Raw genomic sequence first — 18029 nt, 5'->3', positions numbered from 1 at the left:
TTTTCCGGACACGTAGCGTCTGGAATATGAGGATGGGGCGTGGGGTGGAGTGGGCGGTGCACAGCTGCGTCAACATGGCGTGGACGCCGGCGGGGGAGGCAGTGAACAGCGCCCGGTTGGCGGAGTACTACAAGCTGCCCGGCGCCTACCTCAACAAGCAGCTGCAGGCGCTGGTCCGCGCCGGGATCCTCGGTTCGGTCTCGGGCCCGCGCGGCGGTTTCCACCTCGCGCGCCGGCCGGAGAACGTCACCGTCCTGGACATCGTGCTGGCCCTGGAAGGCCCCGATCCGGTGTTCCGCTGCGACGGCATCCTGGCCAATGTCCCGGAGGCGGACACGGAGCAGAACTTCGTCCGGAGCTGCCTGATCGCCCAGACCATGCGCCAGGCAGAACTCGCCTGGCGGCAGGCCCTGGCCCGGCAGACCATCGCCGGGATCGCGGATTCGATGGAGCGCCGGTTTCCGCAGGACCGGGAGAAGGCCGTGCGCTACCTCATTCCGGGGAGCTGACGCCCCGGCGTTTCGGAGAAAGATCCACTCAGAGCTCTACTCAGAGCTTGGCGATGATCTCCGCGAGCAGTTTCGAGATGCGCGGTCCCGCGGCCTGGCCAGCTTCGAGGACTTCCTCGTGGCTCAGCGGCACGGGGCTGATGCCGGCGGCGAGGTTGGTCACCAGGGAGATGCCGAAGACCTCCATGCCCGCGTGGCGGCCCGCGATGGCCTCGAGGGCCGTGGACATGCCCACCAGGTCGGCGCCGATCCGCTTGGCGTACTGCACCTCGGCAGGGGTTTCGTAGTGAGGGCCGGTGAACTGGGCGTAGACACCTTCGTCCAGGGAGGGGTCCACCTCGCGGGCCAGGCCCCGGATCCGTGCGGAGTAGAGGTCGGTGAGGTCCACGAAGGTGGCGCCTTCGAGCGGCGAGGTGGCGGTGAGATTGATGTGGTCGCTGATCAGCACGGGGGTGCCGGGCGTCCAGTCCTCGTTGAGGCCGCCGCAGCCGTTGGTCAGGACCAGGGTTTTGCAGCCGGCGGCCGCGGCCGTGCGCACGCCGTGGACGACGGCGCGGACTCCCTTGCCCTCGTAGTAGTGGGTGCGGGCGCCCAGGACCAGGGCGCGCTTGCCCTCTGTGGTCAGCACGGAGCGGATGGTGCCGACATGCCCCACCACGGAGGGCGAGGAGAAGCCGGGAACCTCGTCAGCGGAGAGGGTGGCGGTGGTCTCGCCGATCAGCTCGGCGGCGTCGCCCCAGCCGGAGCCGAGCACCAGGGCCACGTCGTGCGCGTCAACGCCCGTCTCTTCTGCGATGTAGTCGGCGGCGGCGCGGGCGGCGTCGAAGGGGTCCGTGTTCAGGAATTCTGTTGTACTCACCGGTACAAGTTATCCTGCCCGCGGCCGGCTGCCCAGCACCGTGCTCAGCACCGGGGCCGGTGCCGGACAGGCCCGGATTCTTGGTGGTGCCGGTCCGGATGGTGGACAATGGCTGATTGTGACTACGCATCCCGATTTCAGCTCACCCCGCATCGCAATCCTCGGCGGAGGTCCTGGCGGTTACGAAGCCGCCATGGTCGCCGCCTCTCTCGGCGCGAAGGTCACCATCATTGAACGCGCCGGCCTGGGCGGCTCCGCGGTGCTGACCGACGTCGTGCCGTCCAAGACCCTGATTGCGACGGCGGACCTGATGACCCGCGTCGGCGAGGCCGGCGAACTCGGCGTCAAGTTCGACCTCGACGGCGGCGACTGCACCCCGACAATGCGCGCGGACCTCAAGCACATCAACGACCGCCTGCTGCGGCTGGCCCGGCAGCAGTCCGCCGACATCCAGAAGGGCCTGGAGAACCAGGACGTCCGGATCATGCTCGGCTCCGGCAGGCTGCTGGACAACCACACCATCGAGGTCCTCACCGCCGACGGCACCGAGACCATCGAGGCGGACGCGATCCTGCTCGCGGTCGGCGCGCACCCGCGCGAACTGCCCACCGCCCGCCCGGACGGCGTCCGGATCCTCAACTGGGCGCAGATCTACAACCTGGACGAACTCCCCGAGGACCTGATCGTAGTGGGTTCCGGCGTGACCGGCGCCGAGTTCGCCTCCGCCTACAACGGCCTCGGTTCCAAGGTGACCCTGATTTCCAGCCGCGACCGCGTGCTCCCCGGCTCGGACACCGACGCTGCCGAAGTGCTGGAGGGCGTCTTCGAACGCCGCGGCGTCAAGGTCCTGTCCCGCGCCCGCGCCGAGACCGTGGAGCGCACCGATGACGGCGTGACCATCACCCTGGGCGACGGTTCCAAGGTTGCCGGCAGCCACTGCCTGGTGGCCGTCGGCTCCATCCCCAACACCGCCGGGATCGGCCTCGAGGAGGCCGGAGTTGCGCTGACGGAGAGCGGTCACGTCAAGGTCGACGGCGTCTCCCGCACCACCGCGCCGAACATCTACGCCGCCGGGGACTGCACCGGGGTGTTGGCGCTCGCGTCCGTGGCGGCGATGCAGGGCCGGACCGCGATCGCGCACTTCCTCGGCGACAGCGTTACCCCGCTCAAGCTGCACCAGGTCGCGTCCAACATCTTCACCTCGCCGGAAATCGCGAACGTGGGTGTGTCCGAAGCGGAAATCGAATCCGGCAAGTACCAGGCCGACGTCGTCAAGCTTTCGTTGCGCAGCAACGCCCGCGCCAAGATGCGCAACCATAAAGACGGCTTCATCAAGATCTTCGCCCGCAAGGGCTCTGGCACCGTGATCGGCGGTGTGGTGGTGGGCCCGAACGCCTCCGAGCTGATTTTCGCGATCTCCCTCGCAGTGGCGCAGAAACTGCACGTCGACGACGTCGCCAGCACCTTCACGGTGTACCCCTCGCTGAGCGGCTCCATCTCCGAAGCAGCCCGGCGCCTGCACGTCCACATGTAGGCCGTGTGCGGCGCCCGGCGGGACGCCCCGGGAGCCTGCCCGGGGGGACCTTCGGCCGTACCGCGCCCCGGCCCGGCGCAGCACACTGGGCTATGGCCAACATCTACATTGCGTACGGCACCGTCGAAGGACAGACGGCCCAGATTGCGGAGTACATTGCGGAACTGATCCGCGCGCACGGGCACGCGGCCGAGGCGGCGGACATCAAACGGTCCGGGGACACTCTTCCGGAGGGCTACGACGCCGTGATCGTGGCGGCGTCGGTACATATGGGCAAGCACGAGGGGCATGTCACGGACTTCGTCAAGAAGAACCGTGCCGAGCTTGAGCGCCTGCCGTCCGCGCTGGTCTCGGTGAGCCTGGCCGCGCACGGGGACGCCGAGGGCGCCGAGGGATACGTGGAGAAGTTCGAGGCGGAAACGGGGTGGCGGCCCGCCCATGTCGGCTTGTTCGCCGGCGCCCTGCTGTACACCCACTACGGCTTCATCAAAAAGCACGTCATGAAGAAGATCGCCAGCGACAAAGGCTCCCTCGACACTGACACCACCCGGGACTACGTCTACACCGAATGGGACGGCGTCCAGCGGTTCACTGAGGAATTCCTGGCGCGCCTTGCCGCGCCGCGGGGCAGCGGGTAGGGCTCAGGAGCAGGCGTACGGCGGGACCGTGTCGCCGGGCGCGAGAGGTGCGAACCAGCGCTCGAAGCCAAGCCTGCCGTCGTCCCCGCCGAGGTCTGGGCTGTCCGAGTACAGGGATGCACTGTCGGCGTCCTCCAGCAGGAGTTCCTCGACCTGTGTCCGCCAGCCGTCCGGGAGGTCCAGTTCGTAGATGTCCTCGGTAATCTCCGCCTGGTCGAGCAGGCAGCGGACGGCAAGCTCCGCGGCGAGGCTGCCGGGAGCGGTCCAGCCCCGGACCAGCGACGCCGTGACGTCGGAGGCCACCACAATGAACTTCTGGGTGAATTTGGCGTCGTAGCCGGCCGCGAACTGCGGCGGCAGCGAGGACAGCACCGAGGTGCCGGCAATATCGGACGGTGTGACCTCGTCCAGCCCGCTCAGCGTCCCCAGGTCACGGAAGAGCTGGTCCAGGAGGATGCTCGAGGAGTTCCACAGGAGGCCGGCCAGGAGCCGGGCCTGGGTGACGGCCTTCCGGCGTTCCTCCGCCGGAACAGCGGACATCTCGGCCAGGTCAACCGGTTCGAACTGCAGCCGCTGCTCCGGAGTCATGTCATCCGGGTGCGGGTCGAGGCCCAGGAGTTCGAGGCTCAAACCGGTCAGCTTGTCGGCGTCGGCCAGGAGTTCTTCGGTGATGTCGTCGTCGTCGGCGCTCATGGCCCCGATGCTACCTGCCATCGGCTCCGGGCCCGATTCCTGTGACGCGCAAATGTCCGACGGTTTTCAATTTTACGCCGCAGCCGCCCGCTGGTGGCCCGGGGTGGTGCTTCCGCCTGCCATCCGGGCGGAGACCAGGTAACTGATGCCGGCGATCAGCGGAACCACGCTCGCCGCGGCGAGGGATGCGACCGGACCCGACCGGCCGATGACCGTAATCAGGAGCGGCAGCGCGCCCAGGGCCACGAGGAGCCACCCGGCCAGGGCAGCCCTCTTCAGGCCGAGGACGGCAGCCGGGAACGACAGCGCAATGACGCTGACGGCGATGACGGGCCCGTTGTCACTGACAAAGCTGCGCAGGGCCGCGGGATCAAATGCGAGCCAGATGCAGGCCGCGATAAAGGCAGAGGAGAGGGCCAGCAGCAGGGGAGCGGTGGCGGCAGGCCAGAACCAGGCCGCGGCGGCGAGGATGAGCATCGGCAGCACCCACGCGAGGGTGATCAGCAGTCCGTTGCTTCCGCCGGGATCCTGCAGCGCGTAGCCGGCGATGAAGATGCCCGCGAGGACTGTAAACACACCCATAACGGACGCACCGGTGCGCTGCAGCGCGGCCGCCCGGTGCCGTGGATCCTTCTCGCGTGTCATAAAAACCACGACGGCGACCACCAGGATTGCGCTGACGGCAAGGATGACCGGGATGTTCATGGGGTGCCTCCTGCGGACGAATGGAGCCTCAGCCCATTGCACCCCTGCCCGGCGGCCGTGCCAAGGGGAGAAAGGCCCGCTTCATGCCGGGCGGCCGAGCAGGCCGCACGCGCCAGAAATCCGGCCGCTGGACTCTATCTCCGGCGTGTCGGATGTGAAATAGTGTCGCCATGTGGATCGTCGTGCTAGTGGCCATCGCGCTGGTGGTCCTGTTTTGGAAATTCATCCTGGTGGGGCTCGTCCTCTGGGCGGGCGTAAGCGTTGTGCGCGCCCTTCTGACGATGACGTCGGCGGGCCCGACGCCGGACCGCCGCCGTGCATCCAGACCCGTCCAGTCCCGGCCCGTATCCAGATCTGTCCAGGTACGGCCCGCGCCCCAGCCCGTACGGGCGCGGCCGGCGCCTGCCCGCGATATCCCCGCGGCCGACTACCTGCCGCGGTGGACTCCCGGCCGCAGGCTGGACGCGGGCCGCGAGCATGCGCAGTGGCAGAAGGAGTTCGACCTCGCGGCGTATTTCAGTGACACCCCGACGGGCCGGAAGTCTACGAAGGGGTAGCGCAGCCCTTCAGGCAGGACGCTGAACCGCTCCGCCGCCCGGCCGGGTGCCACTGCCTGCAGTCTCGCCGGATCCGGACTTCGGACCCGGGACCGGGAGCACGTTGGTGATCACGAACGCCACGGCCACAGCCACCACCACCTGGGGCGTGACGGCCACACCGTCCACACCCAGCAGGAGCGTGGCCAGCAGCGTCGACGTCAACGGCAGCCGCAGCATGGCCGCACACATGGCACCCATGCCCATGCCGATGCCGGCCGCGAGATCCATGCCCGGCAACCCGCTGGCAGCAATGCCGAGTGCCGCGCCGATGAACATCGACGGGAATACCGGCCCGCCGCGGAATGCGCTCAGCGAGAGCCCGTAGACCAGCGTTTTGCAGGCGATCAGCAGGATCAGGACCGCCAGCGAGTAGTCGGCGGCGTCCTTGACCAGCTCCGGGAGCGCCTCCTGGCCCGAGAACAGCACCTGCGTGAAGCTCCGCCCGGAGACCAGCTGGTACACCATGGCGGTCAGGCCGATCAGCAAACCCAGCGCCGACGTCACCAGCACCCGGTTCAGATGCACCACCGGGCGAAGCGACAGGGCGGCCCAGCGGATCAGCCAGCCCAGCAGTGCACCGGCTGCGCCCATGGCCACTGCCCAGCCCATCGTCGCCAGCGTGGGCGACACGGCCGGCGGCACGTCGGGCAGCGCGAGGGAAAAACTGCCCAGCCCGGTCCATCCGTCCAGACCGACGAATACCAGCGCCCCGACGCCGGACGCGAGAAGTCCGGGCAGGGCCACCAGGCTGAGGGTCATTCCTCCGATTCCGGCCGCCTCCATGATCAGGAAGGCACCGAGCACGGGGGATCCCAGCAGGGTACTGATCGCCGCGAAGCTGCCGGCCGACGCCATGACCGTCTGGGCCATCGGCGGAGCGTCCTTTTTCACCAGATGCACCGCCAGTGCCCCGAGACCGCCGCCGATCGCGATCAGCGGCCCCTCGGGCCCGAGCACCGCGCCCAGGCTGAGCGTGGTCAGTGCTGCAAGGACGATGCCCCAGAGCTCCCGGCCGCCGGGCGGCCCGCCGCCGGTCTTGAATCCGAACGCGGGTGAATGGCCACCGGTGCCCGGCAGGTACCGGATGGTCAGCGCTGTCAGCAGCCCGCACAGCAGCAGCCACGGAACCGGCCACCACGCGGGCGCTGAACCCCCGAACACCTGCCCCGGAAGTTCGATGAAGACGAACCGCTGCACGGCCGCTACCAGGGCGAGAAAGCCGTAGGCAAGGACCGAGATGGGAACGCCCAGGACCGCGGCCAGCACGAGCGCAGAAATGTACGCCCTGGACCGCATCACGGCGGCCGGATCGATGCTGGGCGGCGGCGCTGCAGGCGCGCCCATCACCGGCGGCCCGGCAGGCCTGTGGGCATTCCAGTCACTTTTCCGTGGTCCCAGTGGAGCATCCCGTCCCCTTCCGCTGGCCGTTGCTGGACGGCGGGAACCTTCGTGGGGCCTCGCCAGCCGTGGGGCTGGTCATTCACGTGGTCCCCAAGCTAACGGTCGAAGGCGGGTCAGTCATCACCCGATGCGGGTGAAAGGAAACCGGGACGCCGCATGGTTCAACCCCCGTTGCCGGGAGGGGTTGCCGGGAGGCGGGAAAATATTCTCGAGGGCACTCTGTAACCAATGCCGCCATGCCGGAAACTTAGCGTGTGACGGGATGCCGATCCCGCCGCTCGGAACTCTTTGGGGGATGCACAATAATGAATGACAACCGCGCCGGCTACAGGAGCGCTCTTATCGCCACCGGACTGGCTCTCAGCCTCGCCCTCGCGGGATGCGGGCCCGCGAAAAATACGGACCTTTCGGCCGCGTCCTCGCCTGGACCCGACGTCAGCTCCGAACCTGCCCCGACCGCCAGTGCAACACCGACCGCCAGTGCGACGCCGGCCGCCAGCGCGACGCCGGCCGGCACGCCGTCGGCTGCGGCGTCCGCACCGGTGGCGCCGACAGCGCCGGCCCCGGTGGCCCCTGCCCCTGCGGGGCCGCGGACCCCTGCGCTGCCGCGATCCCTTGCCGCGCCCGTCCCCGCGGCCCCCGCGGCTCCGGCCCCGGCAGCCCCGGCAGCTCCGGCCCCGGCAGCTCCGGCCCCGGCAGCCCCGGCCCCGGCAGCCCCGGCCCCGGCGGCTCCGGCCCCCGAGGTCCCACCGGCCCCTGTGGACCCCGCGGCGCCGGCGACCTATCGTTTTCCGGACGGGCTCACCTTTACCTACCCGGGAAGCTGGACCGTCCGGACCGTCGTTCCCGGCACGATTGCGGGCATTACGGCGACCGTGCACGACAGCACGGGGGACGCGCTGGTCGACATCCGCAACAACTACGTGTCCGGTTGCACGTCCGCCCCCGTTACCCGCGTCCTGCTGGACCGGGCGCCCGTGCCCGGCCTGGCGGCGGGCGAAGCAGAAGCCCCGGTGTTCGGATTCGCGGAGGAATCCATCCCAGGCGATGGCAGCTTCTACTACAGCATGGGGCTGAGCCATCCCCGGTTCCTCGAGGAGGGCGACGGTGTCACTTCGGCGTGCCGGCTGGTGAAGACCGGCACGGGCTGGTTCTCCACGTCCGTCGTCTTCAATAGCCCCGCCTTCCCGAGCCGGGCGGCTGCTAAGGCCTGGATGGCCACGCCGCAATACGGCCAGCTGAAGGCGCTGCTGACAAGCCTGCGCTACTCCTGAGGCGCGGCAGCGCGGACTGGCGCATCACCGGTCAGCCCGCGCCGCCCTCAGGCCACGGCCCCCTGGAAGTGGGCCTCGATGAGGCCCCTGATGTCGTTGTGGCAACCGCCGCAGCCCGTCCCCGCGCGGGTGGCGCCCGAGACCTCGGCCACCGTGCCGCAACCCTCGGACACCGCGGCGGCGATTGTGGTTCCGCTGACCCCGGCGCACCGGCACACGGTGCGCTCCGGGTCGGCGGTACCGGCCGCGGCCGCCTGGTCCGGGCCGTCGAGGCGCAACAGCAGCGACCGGTCCGCCGGAAGCTCGGCGCCGCGTTCGAAAAGCTGCACCAGCTCGGCCGCGGTGCGGGGCATGCCCACCGCGACGAGCCCTTCCAGCACACCGGCCCGGGTGGTCATCTTCACGTAGCGGCCGTGTTCCGGATCAGCCCACTGGGCAATCTGCAGCCGGGCGCGGCCGTTCACGGCCCCGGCCGTCAACGCCTCCTCGTCCCAAGGGTCGGCACAGACGTCCCCTGCCACTGCCATGTTCATGCCGCGGGCCTTCAGCACAATGACGCCCGGCAGCTCCGCGGCCAGGGGAGGAAGCGACCCGGCGTCGGGGGATCCGGCGGCCAGCAGCGTCAGGTACTCGGCGAGCCATTCGGCCTGCCGCCAACCCGGACCCACCAGCCCTGACGGGCCGCGCGCGGTGCGGCACTGGATGCACTCCGGATCGGGGCAGCGGACCTCCGCACAGTCGCCGATCGCGAAAATGTGCGGCTCGTGGTGCGCCCGCAGCCGGTGGTCCACCAGGATCCCGGCTCCGGTGGACAGTCCGCAGCCTTCAGCCAGCTCGGTCCGCGGCCGGACACCGCAGGAGAGCACCAGCAGGTCACCGTCAATCGCGGAGCCGTCGTCGAGCAGCAGCGCCGAGAAGCCGCCGCCGGGGGCATTGTGTTCGACGCCGGTGGACCGGGCGTTGCCCGCCACCCGCACGCCGCAGTTCCGCAGTGACGCGGCGAGCACGGCGCCGCCGCCGCGGTCGATGTTCCGGCCCAGCGGATGCGGGCCGTTGTGCACCACCGTCACGGTGGCACCCTCCTCGGCCGCGGCCAGGGCCGTTTCCAGACCCAGGACACCGCCGCCGAGCACCACCACGCGCTTGCCCCCGGCCACTGCCGCCTGCAGCGCCGCAGCGTCGCGCAGGTCGCGAAGCGCCGTCACGCCGGCCGGCAGCACCGGGGCAGCCGGGTCCGGGTTGAGGCCCGTGAGGTTGGGGATCACGGGGCGGGATCCGGTGGCGAAGACCAGCCGGTCATAACCCGGGGACGTGCCGTCGCTGAGCACCACCTGCTGCCGGGCCCGGTCCACACGGCGGACGCGGACGCCCAGCCGCACATCGACGCCGTCGGCAATCAGCGCGGCAGCGTCGGACAGTGCCAGAGCCGCTGCCGTGGTCCGTCCGACGCCGAGGTCCGCCACCAGCACCCGGTTGTAGGCGGCCTCGGCCTCCTCGCCGACAACACTCAGGTGCGCGAGGCCGCTGCGGACCGCCGGCAGCAGCTCATCGACCAGCCGCGCGGCCACCGGGCCGAAGCCCACAACAACAATGCGCTCAGTCACAACGCACCTTCCTTCTGCAGTTCTATGGCACGCGAGTCGGCGGCAGCGGGCCGGACCCAGACGTGGCTCTTCTTGAATTCCGGCATCCCGGAGATCGGATCCGTGGCCGCCTCGGTCAGCCGGTTGGCGCTCTCCAGCTCGGGGAAATGGAACGGCAGGAACACCGTTTCGGGCCGGATGTCCGTGCTCAGCTCCGCGCGGCAGGACACCTCGCCGCGGCTGTTGGAGATCGAGACGAGGTCTCCCTCGGCGATGCCCTGCGCGGCGGCCGCTGCCGGATGGATCTGCAGCCGCGCCTCCGGCTGGGCCGCGGCGAGTGCGGCCACCCGGCGGGTCTGCGCACCGGACTGGTAGTGCTCCAATAGGCGCCCGGTGATCAGGGTCATCGCCGTTCCGGAATGGCCAGTGCCCGCACGGTCCGCGGCGGACCCGGTGCCGGACGCCGGAGGCGGAGTTCGACGGCGGGGCGCCACAGGGGTGAACACGGCCCGGCCGTCCGCGTGGGCGAAGGTGTCCAGGAACAGCCGCGGCGTTCCGGTGCTGCCGGCGGGGTAGGGCCAGTAGGCAGCCTCGCCGCGGTCCAGCATGGCGTAGTCGATGCCGGAGTAGTCGGCCAGGCCGCCGGCGGAGGCGAGCCGGAGCTCCTCGAAGACGGTCTCCGGATCTTCGCTGAACCTCGAGGGGGCATCCAGGGTTTCGGCCAGCCGGGCCATGATCCACAGCTCGCTGCGCACCCCGGGCGGGGGAGCGAGTGCCCGTCGACGGCGGAGCACCCTGCCTTCCAGATTGGTCAGGGTACCTTCCTCCTCGGCCCACTGCGTGACCGGCAGGATCAGGTCTGCCTCGGCCGCGGTCTCGGAGAGGAAGAAATCGCAGACCACCAGGAAGTCCAGGCGCCGCAGGCCGGCGATCACGGCGTTGGCGTCTGGCGCGGACACCGCCACATTGGCGCCGTGCACGAAGAGGCAGCGGACGCCGTCGGGCTGTCCCAGCGACTCCAGGAGCTGCACGGCGGGCAGCCCGGGGCCCGGGATCAGGGTTTCCGGCACGTCCCAGACGGCGGCCATGTGGGCGCGGGCGGCGGGGTCCGTGATTTTGCGGTAGCCGGGAAGCTGGTCCGCTTTCTGCCCGTGTTCGCGGCCGCCCTGGCCGTTGCCCTGGCCGGTGAGGGTGCCGTAGCCGCTGCGCGCGGAGCCGGGCAGGCCGAGGAGGAGGGCCAGGTTGATGGCGGCCGTGGCGGTGTCCGTGCCGTCGACGTGCTGCTCGACGCCGCGGCCGGTGAGGATGTAGCTGCCGCCGCGCCGGGAGCCGTCGGCGAGCCGGCGGGCCGTGTCGCGGATCAGCCCGGCCGGGACGCCGGTCAAGGACTGCACGCGCTCGGGCCAGTAGGAGGCCACGCTGCGGGCCACGGCCTCGTAGCCGGAGGTGCGGGCCGCGAGGTAGCTGGCGTCGGCCAGGCCCTCGTGGATGACCGCGTGCGAGATGCCCAGCAGGAGGGCGAGGTCCGTGCCCGGCAGCGGCGCAAGGTGCAGGCCGCCGCCGTCGGAGGTGAACGCCGCGGTGGCGGAACGGCGGGGGTCCACCACAATCAGCCCGCCGGCGTCGCGGGCGCCCTGGAGGTGCTGGACGAAGGGCGGCATGGTCTCGGCGACGTTGGAGCCGAGCATCAGGATGGTGCTGGCGGAGTCGAGGTCCTCGACCGGGAACGGCAGGCCGCGGTCGACGCCGAACGCGCGCATCCCGGCGGCGGCGGCGGAGGACATGCAGAACCGGCCGTTGTAGTCGATCCGCGAGGTGCCCAGGGCCAGCCGGGCGAATTTGCCCAGCTGGTAGGCCTTCTCGTTGGTGAGCCCGCCGCCGCCGAAGACTCCGACGGCGTCCGCGCCGTGGCGGGCGCGGGTGGCCTTGACGGTGGCGGTGATGAGCGCCAGGGCCTCGTCCCAGCCGATGGGGCGGTGGACGCCGTCGGCGCCCTTGAGCAGAGGTTCGGTGACGCGGCCGGGGTGCTGCAGGAGCGACGCCGAGGTCCAGCCCTTGCGGCACAGGCCGCCGCGGTTGGTGGGGAAGTCCCGGCCGGCCACGTCCAGGGGCGCGGCCGGCGCGGGGGTGAGCGTCATGGCACACTGCAGGGCGCAGTAGGGGCAGTGCGTGGCGGCGCCGTTGGTCATGTTAGACGTGTCCCATCGCGTTCCGGTTGGCGTTGCGGATGTAGCAGAACCAGCAGACGGCGAGCATCAGGACATAGGCCCCGACGAAACCGTAGAACGCCGGGGTGTACGAGCCGCTGGCGGTGTTGGAGGCGTTGAGCACCTGCGGGATGACGAAGCCGCCGTAGGCGCCGATGGCCGAGACCAGGCCCAGGGCCGAGGAGGCGAGGCGCTGGGTGGTGACGGTGCCGGCGCCGGACTTTGCTGCCCGGCTGGAGGTGGCGAAGATGATGGGGATCATCCGGTACGTCGCACCGTTTCCGAAGCCGCTGGCGGTGAAGAGCAGCAGGAACAGGCCCAGGAAGAGCCAGAAGTTCTTCAGCGGCAGGGTCCAGACCATGGTCAGCGTGATGACGGCCATGGCGGCGAAGGCCGCGACGGTCATCCGGGCGCCGCCCCTGCGGTCGGCCATGCGTCCACCGTAGGGGCGGGCCAGCGAGCCGACCAGCGGGCCGAGGAACGCGAGGGACAGGGCCACGGTGCCGACTCCGATGGAGGAGAACGCCGGGAAGTAGTCCTTGATGAGCTTGGGGAACACCCCGGCGAAGCCGATGAAGGAGCCGAAGGTGCCGATGTACAGCAGCGCCATGATCCACAGGTGCGGTTCCTTGAGCGCGGCGAGCGAGCCCGCGACGTCGCCCTTGGCGCTGGTGAGGTTGTCCATGTACTTCCACGCGCCGAACGCGGCGACCAGGATGAGCGGGACCCACATCCAGCCGGCCACGGGCAGGTTCACGGTGCCGGCGGCCAGGAGCGTGATGGCCACCGGGACGGCGAGCTGCGCGACGGCGGCACCCAGGTTTCCGCCGGCGGCGTTCAGGCCCAGCGCCCAGCCCTTTTCGCGGGCGGGGTAGAAGAAGGTGATGTTGGCCATGGAGCTGGCGAAGTTGCCGCCGCCGAACCCGGCCAGGGCTGCGACCACGAGCATGGTGCCGAACGGCGTTTCCGGGTTGGAGACGCACAGCGCCAGCCCGATCGAGGGAATGAGCAGCAGCAGTGCCGAGACGATGGTCCAGTTGCGGCCGCCGAAGCGGGGGACCATAAAGGTGTAGGGGATCCGGAGGGTGGCGCCCACCAGGCTGGGCATGGAAATCAGCCAGAAGATTTCCGAGGTGGTGAAGGTAAAGCCGGCCGCGGGGAGCTGGACCACCACTATCGACCACAGCTGCCACACCACAAAGCCAAGGAACTCGGCGAAGATGGACCAGTTGAGGTTGCGTCGGGCGATGGCCCGGCCCTGGGATTCCCACTGCTCCTTGTTCTCCGCATCCCAGTTCGCGATCCAGCGGCCGGGACGGTGTTCGAGAGCGGGCCCGCCGAGGGCGGTGCCGGCGTTGGCAGCGGGGGAAATACCGGGGGAAATGCCGGTCGGGGCATCTGCGGTGCGTTCAGCAGTCACGGGGACCTCCTTGGGGATGTTGTCCTTTCACGGTAGGGACGCCGCGTTTCCGGGACCGTCGCTGTTTGTTAACGTGCTGTGACGTTTGCCTATCGGCGCGTTTGTGACGGGGTGAGGGAATGTTGGGGGCATAGTGTGATGACCACCACGTGAGACAAACCGACTTGTCCAAATAGTGGAACATTTGTCCATTGACTGGACGCCCGGAACTATTATGTAAGCATACGTATCCTCCGCCGGGCGGCTTCGAGCAGCACCAGTCCGGTCTTCAATGAAAGCGCTACTACATGTCATCCACTGCTACAACCACGGAGCATGGGTCCGCCAAACAGGTGAACTCGCGCGGCCGCGTCATCGTCGCCAGCCTGGTCGGCACCACCGTTGAGTTCTACGACTTCTACGTGTACGCCACCGCCGCTGTGCTCGTCTTCCCCCGCCTGTTCTTCCCCGGACAGAACGAAACCACCCAGCTGCTGAGCTCCTTCGCGGTGTTTGGTGTCGCCTTCATCGCCCGCCCGCTCGGGTCCATCGTCTTCGGCCACTTCGGTGACAAGTTCGGCCGCAAGGGCACCCTGGTGGCATCGCTGCTGACCATGGGCATCGCCACCTTCCTCATCGGCTGCCTCCCGACGGCGCTTGTGCCGGGCTGGGAGTTCTGGGCGCCGGCTCTGCTGGTTGTGATGCGCTTCGCCCAGGGCCTGGCCCTCGGCGGTGAGTGGAGCGGTGCCGCCCTGCTGGCCACCGAAAACGCACCGGCGGACAAGCGCGCCATCTACGGCACGTTCCCGCAGCTGGGTGCCCCGATCGGCTTCATCATCGCCAACGTGATCTTCCTGGTCTTCAGCTACGCCCTGTCCCCGGAAGCGTTTATGGACTGGGGCTGGCGTGTGCCGTTCCTGCTCAGCGCCGTGATGGTCATCATCGGGCTCTACGTCCGCCTCAAGCTGATCGAGACCCCCGCCTTCACCAAGGTCCTCGAATCCAAAGAGGTTGCCAAGCTGCCCCTGGCCCGGGTCTTCAAGACCAGCTGGCGCCAGCTGATCCTGGGCACGTTCATCATGCTTGCCACGTACGTCCTCTTCTACCTGATGACCACGTTCACCCTGACCTACGGCACCCGCGCCTCCAGCCTGGATGCCGCCAGGGCTGCAGCCGAGAAGGCCGGCAAGCCGATGACCGAGGCGGCCGCAGCCGCGTTTGTTCCCGGCCTGGGCTACTCCCGCAACGACTTCCTCTGGATGCTGATTGCCGGCGTCGTGTTCTTCGGCATCTTCACCCTGGTCTCCGGCCCGCTGGCCGAGAAGTACGGCCGCCGCAAAATGCTGATCGCCGTGACCTTTGGCATCTTCGCCTTCGGCCTGCTCTTTGTGCCGCTCTTCAGCGCCGGCTTCGTGGGCACCATGGCCCTGCTGATCATCGGTTTCTCCCTGATGGGGTTGACCTTCGGGCCCATGGGGGCGCTGTTGCCGGAGCTCTTCCCGACCAACGTCCGGTACACCGGCTCGGCCATCAGCTACAACTTCTCGTCCATCCTGGGCGCAGCGGTGGCACCGTTCATCGCCGTCTGGCTCTGGGAGATGGCGAAGGGCAGCCCCGTGCTGGTGGGTGTCTACCTCGCGGTCATGTCCGTGCTGACGCTGATCGCACTCTTCGTCAGCAAGGAAACCCGCGACCTGGACTACACCAACAACGTAGCCTGACGCAGGTTCCCGGGCCGGGGCTGACGCTCCCGCCCGGTAACTGACGAAAAATGCCCGGTGTGTTCGCTGAACACGCCGGGCATTGTCGTTTCCGGGGGAGAGTCCGGGAAAGTAACTGGGCAGGAGCTTCGGGACGCCTACCGGCAGGTCCGCCTAGGCCGCGTAGCGCTCCACGAAGTTCCGGAGGATCTTCATCGGTTCCGTAGCGGAGGACCCCCGGGCGTCCTCCATCAGCACCTCGGCGGCCTCCGGCGGGAAGTAGCCCGCATGGCGGTAGATGTCGATCCGGGTCACGAGGCCCTGCGCGTCGAGTTCGGGGTGGAACTGGGTGGCGTACAGGTTGTTCTTGATCCGGAACATGTGCACCGGGCACGTTGCGGAACTGGCCAGGAGCACCGCGTGCGAGGGCAGGAGCGTGCAGGCTTCCTTGTGGCCGGTGAAGGCGGTGAACGTCTCCGGCAACCCCCGCAGCAGCGGATCCGCCAGCCCATCCTCGGTCAGCTTGATGGCCACGCCGCCGAGGCCCTCCCCGTAGGTCCGGTCGATCACAGCGCCCTGGTGCCGGCCCAGCGTGCCCACCCCGTAGCAGGCGCCCAGGAACGGGAAGTCCGCAGGCACGATCCGGTCCAGCAGGGCCGCGAGCTCATGCTCCACCCGGTGCTGCACGTCGCTTTTTTGCCCGGCGGGATCACTGGACGTGAACGGGCTCCCGCCCACAATCACGCCCGAATAGTCGGTGAGGTCCAGCCGCGGAAGGGGGCCGGCCTCCATCCGGATACGCTCCAGCTGCGAGGGCTCCAGCCCGCCGTAACGCAGATAGGCCTCGTACTCATCCTCGGCAGCGGCGTCCTCTGCCCGGGAGGCAAGGAGCAGAAATGGCTTCACAGACCAAGTCTGCACGGGCGGGACGCGGGGGCGCCAGAGGCGCGCCCGCGTCCCGCCGGGCGGTCAGCTATTCGCCGGCCGCGTCTTCGATCAGTGCGATGATGGCACCGGCGGAGACGGTTTCTCCGGCCGCCGCGGCCAGCCCGATCACGATGCCGCTCCGGTGGGCAGTGAGCGGCTGTTCCATCTTCATGGCTTCGAGCACCACCACCAGGTCGCCCTCGGCAACGGTGTCACCCTCGCCCACGGCCACCTTGACGATGGTGCCCTGCATGGGCGAGGTCAGGGCGTTGCCGCTGGCCGCAGCAGCAGTCCCGCCGCCGCGCGAGCGCTTTTTGGCTTTGGCCGGCTTGGCCGCGGCCGGGCCCGCCCCGGTGCCCAGTGACGCCGGGAGGACGACCTCAAGGCGCTTGCCGCCGACCTCGACGACGACGCGCTGGCGTTCGCCGCCGTCGGGCGTTTCCCCATCGGTGCCGGTGGGGGCCCAGGCGGGGATGTCATTGACGAAGGCCGTCTCGATCCAGCGGGTGTGGACCTTGAACGGGCCCTCGGCGGGAGCGAAGTCCGGGTTGCCCACGACGGCGAGGTCGAACGGGATGACGGTCGGGATGCCCTCAACCACCATCTCCTCGAGCGCCCGCCGGGACCGCTGCAGCGCCTGCGCGCGCGTCGCGCCGGTGACAATCAGCTTGGAGAGCATCGAGTCGAAGTTGCCGCTGATGACGTCGCCCTCCTCCACGCCGGAGTCGATCCGGACGCCCGGGCCGGTGGGGTTTTTCAGCCGCGTGATGGTGCCCGGGGCGGGCATGAAGTTGCGGCCCGGGTCCTCGCCGGTGATGCGGAACTCGATCGAGTGGCCGCGGACTTCAGGGTCGCCGTAGCCCAGTTCCTCGCCGCGGGCCAGCCGGAACTGCTCGCGGACCAGGTCGATCCCGGTGACCTCTTCGGAGACGCAGTGCTCCACCTGGAGACGGGTGTTGACCTCCAGGAAGGAGATGGTGCCGTCCTGTCCGACGAGGAATTCGCACGTGCCGGCGCCGAGGTAGCCGGCTTCCTTGAGGATGGCCTTCGAGGACTCGTAGAGCCGCTGGTTCTGCTCCTCGGTGAGGAACGGTGCCGGGGCCTCTTCGACCAGTTTCTGGTTGCGGCGCTGCAGCGAGCAGTCGCGGGTGGAAACCACCACCACGTTGCCGTGGGCGTCGGCGAGGCACTGGGTCTCCACGTGGCGCGGGGCGTCCAGGAAGCGTTCGATGAAGCACTCGCCCCGGCCGAAGGCGGCCACGGCCTCGCGCACGGCGGATTCGAACAGTTCGGGGATTTCCTCGCGGGTACGGGCCACTTTGATGCCGCGCCCGCCGCCGCCGAAGGCAGCCTTGATGGCCACCGGAAGGCCGAACTTGTCCACGAACTCGAGGATTTCCTCGGCGGATTCCACTGGGTCGGCGGTGCCGGGCACCTGTGGGGCGCCGACCTTTTCGGCGATGTGGCGGGCCTGGACCTTGTCGCCGAGGGCGGAGATCGCGGCGGGGGAGGGGCCGATCCAGGTGATGCCGGCGTCGATCACCTTGGCGGCGAATTCGGCGTTCTCGGCCAGGAAACCGTAACCGGGGTGGATGGCATCGGCGCCGGAGCGGCGGGCCACCTCGATCAGCTTGTCCATCACGAGGTAGGACTCCGCGGCGGTGTTGCCACCGAGTGCGTAGGCCTCGTCGGCAAGCTTGACGTGCAGGGCGTCGCGGTCCGGGTCCGCGTACACCGCCACGGAGGCGATGCCTTCGTCGCGTGCGGCGCGGATGATGCGCACCGCGATTTCACCACGGTTGGCGACCAGCACCTTGCTCAGGGAGTGGGCGCCCGGCGCGGCTGCGGCGGTGCCTTCCTGGGCGGATCGCTGCAGGGGATTTGCGGACTGCTCCGAATTTGCTGACAAGGCGTCTCCTTCTTTCCTTCAGGGAGCCTAGCGCGGTTTTGGAGGTTCCGCCGATATTACTTGCGGATTCCGCGCGTAAAGCGCCCAACCTT

The 18029-nt window shown here is 69.3% G+C and carries 15 protein-coding genes; 6 read left to right on the top strand and 9 right to left on the bottom strand.

What is annotated here, in order from left to right; translation table 11 throughout:
• Nucleotides 1-26: 26 nt before the first annotated feature.
• A complete protein-coding gene (locus ACTWQD_RS10530; protein ID WP_443196075.1) occupies nucleotides 27-509 on the top strand; it encodes an RrF2 family transcriptional regulator in 483 nt (160 codons plus the stop codon).
• A gap of 40 nt (nucleotides 510-549) precedes the next feature.
• On the opposite strand, the gene ACTWQD_RS10525 is transcribed toward ACTWQD_RS10530, so the two are convergent.
• Nucleotides 550-1368: a purine-nucleoside phosphorylase gene (locus ACTWQD_RS10525; RefSeq protein WP_066434405.1), complete on the bottom strand. Its 819-nt coding sequence runs from the start codon at nucleotides 1366-1368 to the stop codon at nucleotides 550-552.
• Nucleotides 1369-1486: 118 nt separating this feature from the next.
• On the opposite strand from ACTWQD_RS10525, the gene ACTWQD_RS10520 reads away from it, so the two are divergent.
• On the top strand, nucleotides 1487-2902 hold the full coding sequence (locus ACTWQD_RS10520; protein WP_443196074.1) for an NAD(P)H-quinone dehydrogenase: 1416 nt from the start codon (nucleotides 1487-1489) through the stop codon (nucleotides 2900-2902).
• Between the two features lie 92 nt (nucleotides 2903-2994).
• Nucleotides 2995-3540, top strand: a complete 546-nt coding sequence (locus ACTWQD_RS10515) for a flavodoxin domain-containing protein (RefSeq protein ID WP_443196073.1) — start codon at nucleotides 2995-2997, stop codon at nucleotides 3538-3540.
• Nucleotides 3541-3543: 3 nt separating this feature from the next.
• Here ACTWQD_RS10515 and ACTWQD_RS10510 read toward each other — a convergent pair whose 3' ends face one another.
• Nucleotides 3544-4233: a hypothetical protein gene (locus ACTWQD_RS10510; RefSeq protein ID WP_443196072.1), complete on the bottom strand. Its 690-nt coding sequence runs from the start codon at nucleotides 4231-4233 to the stop codon at nucleotides 3544-3546.
• A 72-nt stretch (nucleotides 4234-4305) separates the two neighbouring features.
• Nucleotides 4306-4938, bottom strand: coding sequence for a hypothetical protein (locus ACTWQD_RS10505; protein ID WP_443196071.1), 633 nt, complete (start codon nucleotides 4936-4938; stop codon nucleotides 4306-4308).
• Nucleotides 4939-5108: 170 nt separating this feature from the next.
• Here ACTWQD_RS10505 and ACTWQD_RS10500 point away from each other — a divergent pair, with 170 nt between their 5' ends.
• Nucleotides 5109-5495 (top strand): hypothetical protein, encoded by a 387-nt coding sequence (locus ACTWQD_RS10500; protein ID WP_443196070.1) that lies wholly within the window; start codon nucleotides 5109-5111, stop codon nucleotides 5493-5495.
• Between the two features lie 9 nt (nucleotides 5496-5504).
• Here ACTWQD_RS10500 and ACTWQD_RS10495 read toward each other — a convergent pair whose 3' ends face one another.
• A complete protein-coding gene (locus ACTWQD_RS10495) occupies nucleotides 5505-6881 on the bottom strand; it encodes a chloride channel protein (protein WP_443196069.1) in 1377 nt (458 codons plus the stop codon).
• A gap of 362 nt (nucleotides 6882-7243) precedes the next feature.
• On the opposite strand from ACTWQD_RS10495, the gene ACTWQD_RS10490 reads away from it, so the two are divergent.
• A complete protein-coding gene (locus tag ACTWQD_RS10490; RefSeq protein WP_443196068.1) occupies nucleotides 7244-8212 on the top strand; it encodes a hypothetical protein in 969 nt (322 codons plus the stop codon).
• Nucleotides 8213-8259: 47 nt separating this feature from the next.
• On the opposite strand, the gene ACTWQD_RS10485 is transcribed toward ACTWQD_RS10490, so the two are convergent.
• The 3 genes from ACTWQD_RS10485 to ACTWQD_RS10475 are packed head-to-tail and all read right to left on the bottom strand — an operon-like array spanning nucleotide 8260 to nucleotide 13422.
• Nucleotides 8260-9816, bottom strand: coding sequence for an FAD-dependent oxidoreductase (locus ACTWQD_RS10485; protein WP_443196067.1), 1557 nt, complete (start codon nucleotides 9814-9816; stop codon nucleotides 8260-8262).
• Nucleotides 9813-11984 (bottom strand): molybdopterin oxidoreductase family protein, encoded by a 2172-nt coding sequence (locus tag ACTWQD_RS10480; protein ID WP_443196066.1) that lies wholly within the window; start codon nucleotides 11982-11984, stop codon nucleotides 9813-9815. Before ACTWQD_RS10480 ends, ACTWQD_RS10485 begins: the two co-directional genes overlap by 4 nt.
• Nucleotide 11985: 1 nt before the next feature.
• Nucleotides 11986-13422: an MFS transporter gene (locus ACTWQD_RS10475; protein ID WP_443196065.1), complete on the bottom strand. Its 1437-nt coding sequence runs from the start codon at nucleotides 13420-13422 to the stop codon at nucleotides 11986-11988.
• A 287-nt stretch (nucleotides 13423-13709) separates the two neighbouring features.
• Here ACTWQD_RS10475 and ACTWQD_RS10470 point away from each other — a divergent pair, with 287 nt between their 5' ends.
• Nucleotides 13710-15122: an MFS transporter gene (locus tag ACTWQD_RS10470; RefSeq protein WP_443196064.1), complete on the top strand. Its 1413-nt coding sequence runs from the start codon at nucleotides 13710-13712 to the stop codon at nucleotides 15120-15122.
• A gap of 153 nt (nucleotides 15123-15275) precedes the next feature.
• Here ACTWQD_RS10470 and ACTWQD_RS10465 read toward each other — a convergent pair whose 3' ends face one another.
• Both ACTWQD_RS10465 and ACTWQD_RS10460 read right to left on the bottom strand, forming a co-directional pair.
• Nucleotides 15276-16007, bottom strand: coding sequence for a glutamine amidotransferase (locus tag ACTWQD_RS10465; protein ID WP_443196063.1), 732 nt, complete (start codon nucleotides 16005-16007; stop codon nucleotides 15276-15278).
• Between the two features lie 67 nt (nucleotides 16008-16074).
• Nucleotides 16075-17904, bottom strand: a complete 1830-nt coding sequence (locus tag ACTWQD_RS10460) for an acetyl/propionyl/methylcrotonyl-CoA carboxylase subunit alpha (protein WP_443196199.1) — start codon at nucleotides 17902-17904, stop codon at nucleotides 16075-16077.
• Between the last annotated feature and the right edge of the window lie 125 nt (nucleotides 17905-18029).

Source organism: Pseudarthrobacter sp. 1C304 (assembly GCF_052245515.1).
In the GTDB taxonomy this organism is placed as follows: domain Bacteria; phylum Actinomycetota; class Actinomycetes; order Actinomycetales; family Micrococcaceae; genus Arthrobacter.
This window is presented reverse-complemented; position numbering and strand designations above follow the sequence as displayed.